This is a genomic window from Amphritea sp. 1_MG-2023, from assembly GCF_030547545.1.
Classification (GTDB): domain Bacteria; phylum Pseudomonadota; class Gammaproteobacteria; order Pseudomonadales; family Balneatricaceae; genus Amphritea.
In genome coordinates this window covers 36,307-49,274 of sequence record NZ_JAUOQE010000012.1, presented here as the reverse complement: position 1 = coordinate 49,274, position 12,968 = coordinate 36,307, and the positions used below count along the sequence as shown (strand labels likewise).

The 12,968-nt window shown below is 49.5% G+C and carries 10 protein-coding genes, 1 tRNA gene and 1 CRISPR repeat array (1 of these 12 running past the window's edge); of the genes, 7 read left to right on the top strand and 4 right to left on the bottom strand.

Translation table 11 applies throughout. The features are described 5' to 3' along the window. Positions 1 to 113: 113 nt before the first annotated feature. The 5 genes from hisI to Q4488_RS08485 all read left to right on the top strand — a co-directional run bounded on the left by hisI (position 114) and on the right by Q4488_RS08485 (position 4,827). Positions 114 to 539 (top strand): phosphoribosyl-AMP cyclohydrolase, encoded by a 426-nt coding sequence (gene hisI / locus Q4488_RS08505; protein WP_303580046.1) that lies wholly within the window; start codon positions 114 to 116, stop codon positions 537 to 539. After that, positions 536 to 1,876: a dihydroorotase gene (locus Q4488_RS08500; RefSeq protein ID WP_303580045.1), complete on the top strand. Its 1,341-nt coding sequence runs from the start codon at positions 536 to 538 to the stop codon at positions 1,874 to 1,876. The genes hisI and Q4488_RS08500 overlap by 4 nt, the downstream gene beginning before the upstream one ends. A 14-nt stretch (positions 1,877 to 1,890) precedes the next feature. Beyond that, positions 1,891 to 2,808, top strand: a complete 918-nt coding sequence (gene folE2, locus Q4488_RS08495; protein WP_303580044.1) for a GTP cyclohydrolase FolE2 — start codon at positions 1,891 to 1,893, stop codon at positions 2,806 to 2,808. 3 nt (positions 2,809 to 2,811) lie between these two features. Next, complete coding sequence (locus tag Q4488_RS08490; protein ID WP_303580043.1) at positions 2,812 to 3,372, top strand: DapH/DapD/GlmU-related protein; 561 nt, start codon at positions 2,812 to 2,814, stop codon at positions 3,370 to 3,372. Positions 3,373 to 3,840: 468 nt separating this feature from the next. Further along, the gene (locus Q4488_RS08485; RefSeq protein ID WP_303580042.1) at positions 3,841 to 4,827 is read left to right on the top strand and encodes a rhodanese-related sulfurtransferase; all 987 of its coding nucleotides are present in this window, start codon (positions 3,841 to 3,843) and stop codon (positions 4,825 to 4,827) included. A 154-nt stretch (positions 4,828 to 4,981) separates the two neighbouring features. On the opposite strand, the gene Q4488_RS08480 is transcribed toward Q4488_RS08485, so the two are convergent. The 4 genes from Q4488_RS08480 to Q4488_RS08465 form a co-directional block, all read right to left on the bottom strand. Further along, positions 4,982 to 5,677 carry a response regulator transcription factor gene (locus tag Q4488_RS08480; RefSeq protein WP_303580041.1) on the bottom strand — a complete coding sequence of 232 codons (696 nt, stop codon included), beginning with the start codon at positions 5,675 to 5,677 and terminating at the stop codon, positions 4,982 to 4,984. Positions 5,678 to 5,699: 22 nt separating this feature from the next. After that, positions 5,700 to 7,451, bottom strand: a complete 1,752-nt coding sequence (locus Q4488_RS08475) for a HAMP domain-containing sensor histidine kinase (RefSeq protein WP_303580040.1) — start codon at positions 7,449 to 7,451, stop codon at positions 5,700 to 5,702. Between the two features lie 46 nt (positions 7,452 to 7,497). Beyond that, entirely contained in the window at positions 7,498 to 8,844 is a 1,347-nt protein-coding gene (locus Q4488_RS08470) for a VWA domain-containing protein (RefSeq protein ID WP_303580039.1), read from the bottom strand. 202 nt (positions 8,845 to 9,046) lie between these two features. Next, the gene (locus Q4488_RS08465; RefSeq protein ID WP_303580038.1) at positions 9,047 to 9,925 is read right to left on the bottom strand and encodes a LysR family transcriptional regulator; all 879 of its coding nucleotides are present in this window, start codon (positions 9,923 to 9,925) and stop codon (positions 9,047 to 9,049) included. Positions 9,926 to 10,070: 145 nt separating this feature from the next. Between Q4488_RS08465 and Q4488_RS08460 the strand changes: the two genes are divergently transcribed. Together Q4488_RS08460 and Q4488_RS08455 are read left to right on the top strand one after the other, a co-directional pair. Continuing rightward, positions 10,071 to 10,844 carry a ferredoxin--NADP reductase gene (locus tag Q4488_RS08460; protein WP_303580037.1) on the top strand — a complete coding sequence of 258 codons (774 nt, stop codon included), beginning with the start codon at positions 10,071 to 10,073 and terminating at the stop codon, positions 10,842 to 10,844. Between the two features lie 90 nt (positions 10,845 to 10,934). Continuing rightward, positions 10,935 to 11,021, top strand: a tRNA-Leu gene (locus Q4488_RS08455). A gap of 356 nt (positions 11,022 to 11,377) precedes the next feature. Further along, a CRISPR array of direct repeats spans positions 11,378 to 12,968; the repeat unit is 28 nt; unit sequence TTTCTAAGCTGCCTGTGCGGCAGTGAAC (it continues 5,278 nt past the right edge of the window).

Here is a 12,968-nt window from a genome sequence, read left to right as displayed (position 1 = left end):
ACATTTTTGTTACAACTATCAAAATTAATGTTATGTTATAACGTGTTTTATCAAGGAGTTCTAACGTCCATAACAACGCGACAGAGGTTATTAATGACAGGAGCAATAAGTATATGAGCAAGGCGTTTTTTCAGCGACTGGAGAACAGTGCCCATGATCACAGACTCCCCCTAGCTCAGGTGGTGGATAATCTGTGTTTTAATGAACAGGGGCTGATTCCGGTCATCGCTCAGGATTGCTCAAGCAAAACGGTATTGATGCAAGCCTGGATGAATCGGGAAGCATTGCATAAAACCCTGCACACAGGGCGTATGGTGTACTGGTCTCGCAGTCGTCATCGTTTGTGGGAAAAAGGCGCCAGCAGCGGACATCGCCAGAAACTGATCTCGATGTCATTCGATTGCGATGGTGATGTCATTCTTTGTCAGGTAGAACAGCAAGGGGCCGCCTGTCATACCGGCCGCCCCGCCTGTTTCTATTTCGCGGTGGAACCTGAACAACAACAGGTTAGGGTTATTGGGGATGCCAATCCGCCATGAAAACGACTTTGATTAAGCAAGCGACGCTGGTTAATGAGGGTGTCGAATTTATCGCTGATTTACGCATCGCTAACCTGCGTATCGAGCAGATAGCACAGGAGATCCCCGCCACAGCCAAGGATGAGGTTATCGATGCCGCTGGCTGCTGGTTACTCCCGGGAATGATCGATGATCAGGTACATTTCCGAGAACCCGGGATGACGCACAAAGGCAATATTGCCAGTGAATCCCGCGCTGCCGTTGCTGGAGGCATCACCAGCTTTATGGAGATGCCTAACGTCAATCCGTCAACCACGTCAATCTCCGCCTTAGAACATAAGTATCGCCTAGCGGAGCAAAGCGCTGTGGCTAACTATGCGTTTTATCTGGGTGCCACTCAGCATAATCTGGAACAGATCAAACGACTGGATCCATCACGACATTGCGGTGTAAAAGTGTTTATGGGAGCCTCCACCGGTGACCTACTGGTAGAAGCCCCGCAAGCCCTCGAAGCGATCTTCAGCGAGAGCCCCGTACTGATTGTGACTCATTGCGAAAGCGGACCGGTCATTCAGCGCAATCTTGATAGTTATAATCGTTCAGGTCGCGATGCTAAGATTAACGATCATCCGCTTATCCGTTCAACGGAAGCCTGCTATGCATCGTCATCTTATGCCGTGGGGTTAGCTCGGCGTTATGGCAGTCAATTACATGTATTGCATATCAGCACCGCCGAGGAACTCAGCCTGTTTGACGCGGGCCCCATCACAGGCAAATCGATTACCGCCGAGGCCTGTGTTCACCATCTCTGGTTTACCGATGACGATTATTCGACCCAGGGAAATCTGATTAAATGTAACCCGTCGATCAAGACAAGCCATGATCGCAGTGCGTTGATTAAGGCACTGCATAGTGGTCAAATCGATATTATCGCCACCGATCATGCCCCCCACATATGGGCGGAAAAGCAGCAACAGTATCCGCAAGCACCGGCGGGATTACCGTTAGTCGAGCATGCCCTGTTAAGCCTGCTCGATCATGTACAGCAGCGGCGTATGACCATCACACAGGTAGCCGAAAAAACCGCGCATAATCCAGCGCTGCGTTATGGCGTTGTCGATCGCGGCTTCCTGCGGGAGGGCTACTTCGCTGACCTAGTGCTGATTAACCCCGCGGGTGTCACCCAGGCCTCGCATGCCGCGAGTCGCTACCTCTGTGGCTGGACACCCTTTGATGGTCATACTTTTAGTTCACAGATTCTCTCCACCTGGGTCAATGGCACTCGGGTTTTCGATGGTCATCAGTTGAGTTCAGCATCAACCGCGATGGCGCTTAATTTTTCACCCTTAATATCATGAATAACAACACCACTATGCAAACAATTAAACCGCTGCCAGATGTCGCAGCTCACCATGCAGCGTCACACGCGCTGACGCTGCAATGGGTAGGAATGGAAGATATCGCACTACCTCTGCGCTTGAATGTTGATGATAACCAGCAACTATCGATCAACGCCAAGGCCAATCTCTATGTTAGCTTGGATAACCCAGACGCCAAGGGAATCCATATGTCGCGGCTCTATCTGCAGATGAACAACCATCTAGCGAATCGGCCCCTGAACAGGGAGTCGATCGCACAGCTATTGTCCTTTATGGTGGAATCACAGCAAGGCATCAGTCAGGGGGCGCGGCTACAGCTGCAGTTTGAGCTATTATTGCAACGCAACTCCCTAAAGAGTAATGAACAGGGTTATCAATCCTATCCGTGCACGCTCAATGCTGAACACTTAGAGGGCCGCCTTGATATCACCTTGGCTCTAACCATCCCCTACTCCAGCACCTGTCCATGCTCCGCTTCATTATCGAGACAGTTATACAGCGAGGCGATCGATCAGCAATTTGGCGGAACAGCCATCGATAAAGAAGCACTATTGCGCTGGCTTCAGTCTGATGCAGGCTCGATTGCCACGCCTCATAGCCAACGCTCTTACGCCTACCTAAAGATTCAACTGAATGATCACTCTTTCCCACCACTATCAGGCTTGATCGCACGTTTCGAAGCAGCGCTGGGCACGCCAGTACAAGCCGCCGTTAAACGTAGCGATGAGCAAGAATTCGCCCGACTGAATGCTGAAAACCTGATGTTCTGTGAAGATGCGGCGCGGCGGATCAAGCAATCACTGGAAGCGCTGGATGAGATAACCAACTATTGGTTTAAAGTGGAGCATCAGGAGAGCCTGCATGCCCATAATGCGGTCGTCATCGATCAGAAATACACTCAGGATAACTAACCGATGCTACGCAAAAACCCTTCAGGCCTTAGCCCCGACGTCTCGACGAAAGCCTTTATCGATCCCACGGCGATTATCTGTGGCCATGTCATCATTGAAGACAACGTGTTTGTCGGCCCCTACGCGGTCATCCGTGCCGATGAGGTGGATGCCGCGGGTCATATGGAGCCGATTATTATTCAACGTGATTCCAATATTCAAGATGGAGTGGTTATCCACTCAAAATCTGGCGCGGCGGTGACGATCGGTCAGCGTACCTCAATCGCACATCGTTCGATTATTCATGGTCCCTGTAAAGTCGGGGATGATGTCTTTATCGGCTTTAATAGCGTGGTATTCCGTGCCCATATTCATGATCGCTGTGTTATTCGCCATAACTGTGTCATCGACGGTCTGGATTTACCCTTTAAGCTGCATGTTCCACCGATGACCCATATCGGCCCGGATTTCGATCTTAATCAGATCGAGCAGGTACCTCCAGATTATTCCTCGTTTTCTGAATCCGTCGTGGCGGCGAACCACGGCTTAATTGAAGGCTATAAGAAAATCGCTAACGAACTGTAACATCGAGCCTGCGCGATAACTCAGTCGCAAACAACCTAACAACGTCCTGATAACGGTTCGCTTTTGACACTCAAGCGCTAAGCAATATATCTCTCGCTGAGATCAAAAGCGAACCCGCGAGGCATATCCTTGTCGATGAACAGAGTTACCATCATTTTGACGCGACAGGGCATGTAACCTTATTCTCTGATTTGCAATGAGCACCTTCCCTAAGTTATCTCGATGTTTAAACCGCGTCTAGACATTACGTTGACTTTACTCACCGCTTTATTTCCTCATTTAAGCAATCCATGAGTCATCCCGCTAATAACGGCCGCAGCAACAATACCCTTATTTTTTATCCGTCTTAATACCCCTTAGATACGCGTATAATGCGCGCCCTTAAGTTTTAAACACGTAAGTTTTATCAAAAACTTTATTATCAACCATAGGCTCCGGATTTACGTTCCGATCGGCTGAGGAGAACAGATGTCACACACTATCGTTTGCGCGATGTATAAATTTGTCGTGCTAGAAGATTTCGAAGCGCTTCGCGAACCGCTACACAACGTCATGTTAACTAACGATGTGCGCGGCACACTATTGCTGGCACGGGAAGGCATTAACGGCACGGTGGCGGGTAGTCGCGCCGGTATTGATGCGCTACTAAGCTGGTTGCAGAGCGATCCTCGCTTGGCAGATATCGGCTACAAAGAATCCACTGACGACAGCAACCCGTTTCATCGCACTAAAGTAAAACTGAAGAAAGAGATTGTCACCATGGGCGTTGACGGTATCGATCCGAAGCGCATCGTTGGCACCTATGTGAAACCGGATGAGTGGAACGCTTTGATCTCCGACCCCGAGGTAACACTGGTGGATACCCGTAACGATTATGAAGTGCAGGTAGGTACCTTTAAAGGGGCGGTTAATCCCAATACCAATACCTTCCGCGAGTTTCCTAGCTACGTCAAAGAACAACTCGATCCGCAAAAAAACAAAAAAGTGGCGATGTTTTGCACTGGCGGTATTCGCTGCGAAAAATCCACCGCTTATCTGAAAGAACAAGGCTTCGATGAGGTTTATCACTTAGAAGGCGGCATTCTTAAATACCTAGAAGAAGTTCCGCAGGAGCAGTCCCTATGGGAAGGCGAATGCTTCGTGTTTGATAACCGTGTGACCGTCAATCATCAGCTGGAAAAAGGCAGCTACGATCAGTGTCATGCTTGCCGCTTACCACTGACAGAAGAGCAGATGCAAAGCGAGCAATATCAGGCAGGTATCAGTTGCCCGAACTGTTATGACAGCCTCAGCGATGAACAGCGGGAACGCTTCATGGAACGTCAGAAGCAGATGCAGCTGGCACAGCAACGGGGCGAAGCCCATATCGGTGCCGATGCCAACGATAGCAGCCATAAGCGCCGCGAACTCAAGCAACAACGACGCGAAGCACAACAAGCTAATCCCGCCGAATAAACGCAACCCCCGCAGAGGGATGATCATCCATCCCTCTTATATCGCCGACATAAGTGACATCAAATAAGCACATCAAACCAATAGCTTTAAATAAACGGCATCAAATAAGCACATCAAATAAGCACATAAAACCAGTAGCTTCAAATAAGCGGCATCAAAGCGAACCATCAAAACGATAGCCCACACCATGCACGGTGGTGATAATGCGGGGCGCTTTAGCATCCAGCTCAATCGCCTTACGCAGTTTTGATATATGCTGATCGAGAGTGCGACTGTTGGCAAAATAGTCCCGCCCCCAGCAGTGATTAAACAGCGCATCACGATCGACCACTTTGCCCTGCTGTTCAAACAATAAACGTAGTATTTTCAGATCCCTGAGGCTTAACTCAATCACCTGATCAGCCCGTAAGGCACGAAACTCAGCGGGCCTAATTTCAAGATCCGCCATGACAAAGCTATTCTGCTCAGCGAGATCAGCGACTGGCCGCTGTACTCGACGCATCACCGCCCGAATCCGCGCAATCACTTCTCGGCTACCGAAGGGTTTTTTGATGTAATCATCCGCGCCCAACTCTAACCCCAGCACCTGATCGATCTCTTCCGACTTCGCGGTAATAAAGATCACCGGTAACTGCTCATTGTGCTGCCGAATACGCCGACACACCGCATAACCATCCTGTTTCGGCATCATAATATCCAGCAATACTAGATCCGGCTCTCGCTGCTGATATAACTGCCACGCCTGCTCGCCGTCGGCCGCTTCGATACACTCATAGCCTTCCGCCTCTAATAACAGCGCTAATCCCTGACGAATATGCAGATCATCTTCGGCAATTAATAGCTTCATCATAGCCCTCTATTCATCGTATGCCTCAGGCGGTTACTGACTCAATCGGCGTCGCCAGCGTGACTAAAAAACAAGCGCCCGACGCGGCATCTGTATCACTGCGATCCACGCTAAGATCGCCCCCATGAGCTCGGGCTAAATCCCGCGCTAAACCTAAGCCAATCCCAGTGCCGCTCACTCCTTCGGTGAGTTTATCGCTGCCCCGATAGAACGGTTCAAACAGCTTTTCAGCCTCATCTAGCGACACCCCGGGGCCAAAATCAGTCACCCGAATGTAACTGTATAAACCATCGGCTTGCTGCGTTTGCCAACTTTGAATATCGACAAAACGCCCCGCCGCCGCATACTTTTCACAATTGCTCAGCAGGTTATTCATAATCTGCTCAAGCGCTTCACTATCGAAATAGCACGCCTGCGTCGCCTTACCCGTAAAACGCAGGCTTAATTGATGCGCACTCAAGACCGGCGTAAACAACGCCACCACCTGCGCAAGACATTGATCAATGACGCCCTGCTGATAACGAACCCTCACGCCTTCGCGCTTGACGCGAGAAAAGCTCAGTACATTATCGATCAAGCGTGACAAGCGCCCAGCCTCACTGCTAATCACGCCCAAATAACGCTGCGCCAGCGGTTCATCATCGGGCAGTGTTTGTTCCAGCATCTCGGTATATAAGCGCACATTGGTAAGCGGCGTTTTCAGTTCATGGGAAACCTGATTAACAAAATTAACCCGCTGCTCAGCAACCCTTAGTTCGCGGCTATGTTCGCGATATAACACATAAGCCAGCGTCGATAACCCCGCCCCGAGCAACATCAATAACACAATCAATCCCAACCAACCGGTGATCGCCACCGGCAGTTCAGCGGTATAGTAGGCCAGATGCCAACTCGCTAACGGGTGGCTCAAGGGCATGGTTTGCAACGGTTTTTGAGCCTCATCTGCGCGCAGCCCACCCCAACTATACGCGATGTCACCTCGAGCATTAATCAGTCGAATTTCGTTATTGCTATCTGCATCCGCGATTTGATCGCCCTCGCCCATCACCGCACTACTCGGTAATAGGTTAATCAGATCGGACAACAAGCGAGGGGCGTTCAGTGCAAAGCCAATGGTATTGCCATCGCTATCTTGCCACCAGAATATCTGCTGCAGACCGGCTTCAGCAAACCAAGCGATCCAGCCATGAGGGTTTTCGGCTAAACCGAGTCCAGCAGAAGCCGACAGAGATTCTACCGCCCTATCGGCACTGTAGCGGGACTTTTGTGCCACCGATTCGCTAAGAGGCGCACTCTGAAGCTCGCTACGACTCGCCGAAACAATGCTTGGGCGCACCTGAGCAACCGGATCTAACACCGGCATGATAAAACGCTCGGGCTCACGCAGCAGTTTACGGGTAAGTTCAACAAAATCCTGTTCTTGTTGCGTCAGCGGCTGATCACGCGGGGGAAAACGACGCTCTCCGTTAGCCGATAACACGAACATCTGCTGTACCACCGCCGACTGTCCGATAAAGCGTCGCACCGGCGCAACCGAATGCTGCCCCGCCGTTGCTTGCTGCAACCCCTCAGCCTGACGCATAAAACCCTGCTGCAAGCGGAAAAAGTGTTCCTGAAACTGTTCATCAATCCTCTGTAACCGACCTGTGACCAAATTACTCAGTTGATGAGCAACCACTTGCTGTTGATTCAGTTGTAAACGCACACCAAACCAAGCCAACAATAACAGCGGCAGAATAATAATCACGGCAAGCAAGATAGGCGTTGTTTTTTTCACAAACTCTTCCGCTGTAACGAGGGGTTATTATCCCCCCACGCTAGATTCAATAGGTCTGCTGAGTGGCACGTTTATACTGCCGTGCTTTCAGCTCTTTACGCTGTTTATTCCAATCCTGTTCGGTTTCCAAGGCATCGGCATCCTGCAGCGCTTCCTCTTGCTGTTTTTGTAACCGTGGAGAACTGAGTGATTCAGCCTGAGACCCCAAATACGATGCGCTATCCTGAAGGATCTTTTTCGCACCGGCCACGTCACCACTATCTCGCGCCTCAATCGCTTCACGGCTATATTCATTCGCCACCTGTTCAACGACCGCTTCCAACGCTTTATCATCCCGCGCAGCCGTTACCGCCTGTTTTGACGCACTAAAGCGAGCGATGCCCTGACCCGATAACTGTTCTTCATCCTGCGTGAATAGATTATCGTAAGCCACATTCACCGACACCAACTCTAGTTCTGTTTCGGCTTGCTGAGCAGGTACTTCGACTTCAAGAATAACGAATTTTTCCTGCTCACTATACAGTTGATTCAATCGTGTGGTGACGCGACTGCCCATGATTTCGCTCTCTCGCCCTAGCAAACGAATCGGTTTCACACCGTTGTGACAATGAATCTCAATATTAACCCCTTGAGCCACCACTGAAAGCACATCACCAAACTCATACTGAAATACCGATGCAAGATCTTCAGCGTTTTCAACAAAGGCATGATTACCATCACTAAAACCGGCTAAACGCGTCATCAAATCTTCGTTATAACCCAACCCTAAGCCAATCGTGGTGACACTGATGCCCTCTTTTGCCAACGATGCCCCTAGCTCGCCTAGTTCAGACGCCGATTGTGGGCCAATATTAGCTAATCCGTCAGACAACAGAACAACGCGGTTAACCTTATTGCGGCTGAGAAACTTACGCAGCTCATTCGCCCCTTTGCTGACGCCCGCGAACAGTGCGGTATTACCATTCGCCTGAATATGCCGAATCGCCTGATAAATTCGCTGTTGATGACGCACTTGAGTTGCGGGCACCACCACCTGCACCCGTGAATCGTAACTCACCACCGAGACGATATCCCGCTCATCCAACCGTTTAATCGCCATAATCGCTGCTTCACGGGCATACTGAATTTTATCGCCCCCCATCGAGCCAGACTTATCCAGCACGATAGCAACATTCGCCGGGATGCGTGCCTGCTTATCCTGTTGCTTAAAACCTTCCAGTGAGACTTTAATAAACGCTCGGTGAGACTGTTCAGCCTCCATCACCGGCGTTGCCAGATTAATATTTAAGTTGACTTGATTAGCCTGAGCCATCACCGGCAACAGACTTAGCACAACACAACTCACTGCCCGTAGGGTTCGTCTTAACATAGATTGATCTGTTTGAATGTTCATAATTACCTTCCTGAGTTGAACGTCTGATGGCGCAACACCATCGTTGTCTTCACTCTACGCTCAGCCCTCAGAGGAAAAGTCAGATGAAGTTATCAATTTTGTAAGAAATTTGTAAAAGCCTCAGTTAGGGAAGGTGCGAATAAGTCCGTTATATTCTCTGTAAGCCAGAGGCGTAATTGACTTATTCGCACCGTCCTTAGGCTTAAGCTTGATAACACAGCTCGATCCATCGTTCGATCCCCGCACTACGATACTTATGCCGATTAATCACTAGATACAACTGCCGACTAAAATCACGGCCCGCTACGCGTAACGGGATGAGCGTGCCGAGTTCAAATGATTCTTGCAAGGCGATACGCGATAAACAGCCAATACCTAACCCCTGTGTCACTGCTTGTTTAATCCCTTCGACATGCTCCAACTCTAACAACACATTCAAATTAGGCAGCAAGCCATGCAACGCCCAATCAAACGCCTGACGAGTGCCAGACCCCTGTTCACGCAATACCCAGCGCGCCGACAGCAGATCCGTATCACTCAACTGCGGTTTCGTCGCCAAAGGGTGATCCGGTGCACAAAACACCTCTAATTGATCTTTCACCCACGGAATCACTTCCAGATCAGGATGCTGCACCTCACCTTCCACCAGCCCAATATCCAATTCAAAGTTAATCAAGCGAGCCGTAATGGCAGACGTATTGGCTACCTGAAGATCTAACTTCGCGCGGGGCTGTTCATCCAAATAACGCGCCATTAATCCCACCGCCAGATAATTACCAATGGTCATGGTGGCACCGATTTTTAACTGTCCCACCGCCTGATGCTGAGACATATCTAATTGCAAACTTCGCGCACGTTCGAGCAAAGCTTCTGCTCGGGGACGCAGCAACCGTCCCAGCTCATTAATTTTTAATCGTTTGCCAACCCGATCAAACAGCTGAATATCAAATTGCGCTTCCAGATCACGCAAGGCACCACTGGCAGCCGACTGCGACATCGATAAACTCTCCGCTGCCCGCGAGATATTGTCGAAATACGCGACCGCCAAGAAGACTTCCAACTGCCGTAAGGTATATTTCATATATCTGTTTTTCCGATAAGCATTATCATAACAATCGTCTTTAACAATATAGCAGGCAGGATTAATATGCACTTAAGAAATAAGTGACTCAGTTCTTATAACTTGAATCCAAATCACTATCATCCATTTAGTCTGAGGTAGTTCCATGTCAAACATCGGTCGCGAAGAAGTGCTCAGCGTTCATCACTGGAACGATACCCTGTTCAGCTTTACCACTAGTCGAGATCCCGGTTTTCGTTTTAAAAATGGCCACTTCACCATGATCGGCCTAGAACACGAAGGCCGCCCGCTAATGCGCGCTTACAGTATCGCCAGTGCTAACCATGAAGATCAGCTAGAGTTCTTCAGTATTAAAGTACAGGACGGTCCACTGACCTCCAAACTACAACGCATCCAAGTTGGCGATCAAATCCTGATCAGCCGCAAGCCCACCGGCACCCTAATCAACGATAACCTGCTGCCGGGTAAGCACCTTTATCTGATCAGCACCGGCACCGGCCTCGCGCCCTTTATGAGCATCATTAAAGACCCGGAAATCTATGAACAATATGATCAGGTTATCTTAACTCACGGAGTACGTGAACTGTCTGAGTTGGCCTACGCCGATGTCATTCAAGACCATCTACCGAGCAACGAATATTTTGGTGACATGGTTAGCGATAAGCTGCTGTATTACCCCACCGTCACCCGTGAACCCTTCCGTAATCAGGGGCGCTTAACCGACCTAATCGCCACGGGTAAACTCGCTCAAGATCTCGGCCTACCGCCACTCAATACCGACGACGATCGCTTTATGATCTGCGGTAGCCCCAGCATGATCAAAGATACCACCAATATCCTTGATAAAATGGGCTTTACCGAAGCCCGTAATGGTCATATCGGCCATTACGTCATCGAACGCGCCTTCGTCGAACGTTAAAAAATGGCCATAAGATCCATGATTTAAAAAAATATTCATGAATCCCATTGACCGCATCAAAACGAGCCGTATAATACGCTCCACGTTTGGGCCAGTGTGATGGAATTGGTAGACATAGGGGATTCAAAATCCCCCGCCCTTAAAAGCGTGCCGGTTCGAGTCCGGCCACTGGTACCACAAACGTAAATCATTTGAGCCTTGCTAATTCTTATATAGAAAGCAGGGCTTTTTTGTATCTGACGTTTGGTCAAAAAGACATCGGGGATTCGCTTTCCATAAGATCTCTGCCCGCCCTTAAAAGCGTGCCGGTTCAAGATCCTGAATCAGCGGCCACTGGTACCACTTAACTCATTGATTCAAAACTACTAAATAGATAACCGAGTGCTGACTTAGCCCTCGGTTTTTTTATGTCTACAGAAATAGCCATGTAGACTTTCCATGAAAAAATAGGCCGTGAAAACGCCCCCTTCCGTGTAGATTTTGGTGCAGAGCCAAGTCATGCAACAGCTCCACTTAAAACTTAATAATTTTTTCTATTAGGCTGCCTGTGCGGCAGTGAACGGCTACGCGTTAAAAAACGGTACAATTTGGTCTTTCTAAGCTGCCTGTGCGGCAGTAAACATTATGTCTCTAAGGGCTTCTCTGTTCGTTTGTTTCTAAGCTGCCTGTGCGGCAGTGAACGAAAAGACGGGCGAACGCGGACACCCTGGGCATTTCTAAGCTGCCTGTGCGGCAGTGAACTATTCGAGTCTTATGAAAACATGCTGCGTACATTTCTAAGCTGCCTGTGCGGCAGTGAACCGGCCTCTAACTCGGCGATCCGGTATTTTAGTTTTCTAAGCTGCCTGTGCGGCAGTGAACTTTCATTCCCTTCCCTTTCCCTGCCTCCTTAATTTCTAAGCTGCCTGTGCGGCAGTGAACACAGTAGGCGCTACTTGGTCTGTTACTGATACTTTCTAAGCTGCCCGTGCGGCAGTGAACCTGGTGCCGGGTGAACTGGTGCCGGGTGATCTTTTCTAAGCTGCCTGTGCGGCAGTGAACTTTAAAATGGCTTTTTGGTTTTCTCGCTGCGTTTTCTAAGCTGCCTGTGCGGCAGTGAACTTCAGCAATGGCTTGATATTATAAAAAAAGAATTTCTAAGCTGCCTGTGCGGCAGTGAACACTGGTAACGCCCCGTTTATCCATATACTTGCTTTCTAAACTGCCTGTGCGGCAGTTAACCAATCCGACGCCCTCAATATACCGAACATCTTTTTCTAAGCTGCCTGTGCGGCAGTGAACGGTGAAATTGAATTTCGGCCTGAGCGTGTTCATTTCTAAGCTGCCTGTGCGGCAGTGAACATAATCGGTCGTTTTTGTTGCACTGGTGGTCTTTTCTAAGCTGCCTGTGCGGCAGTGAACATCCATTACCGCGTTGTTTCGCAGATGAAGAGTTTCTAAGCTGCCTGTGCGGCAGTGAACAGTAACCCAATAGACCCGCGATATATGCCGAATTTCTAAGCTGCCTGTGCGGCAGTGAACGGCAAGGAATGAAATAGCCGCTGGTGGGCTGTTTTCTAAGCTGCCTGTGCGGCAGTGAACAAAGATGGCGGTACTACCGTAGATCATGGCGCTTTCTAAGCTGCCTGTGCGGCAGTGAACGGCGACAAAATGACGCTTGAAGAACTGATCAATTTCTAAGCTGCCTGTGCGGCAGTGAACGGCTATTTGAACGTCTGCCTGCAGGGCTGGCATTTCTAAGCTGCCTGTGCGGCAGTGAACCAACGTATCATCTACACATTCAACAGGAACCATTTCTAAGCTGCCTGTGCGGCAGTGAACTGATACTGTGTACTGGTCTAAAACATCTCGGCTTTCTAAGCTGCCTGTGCGGCAGTGAACGATTTATTGCTAGGTTTTGCGGTGAATATATTTTTCTAAGCTGCCTGTGCGGCAGTGAACATCACGCCAGACAGTGACGGCGATATTGACGATTTCTAAGCTGCCTGTGCGGCAGTGAACGAACCGGCGGCTATGGGATTGCGTTTCATGCGTTTCTAAGCTGCCTGTGCGGCAGTGAACATTAACCAATACCGATAGTATAGCAAAAGCACTTTCTAAGCTGCCTGTGCGGCAGTGAACATA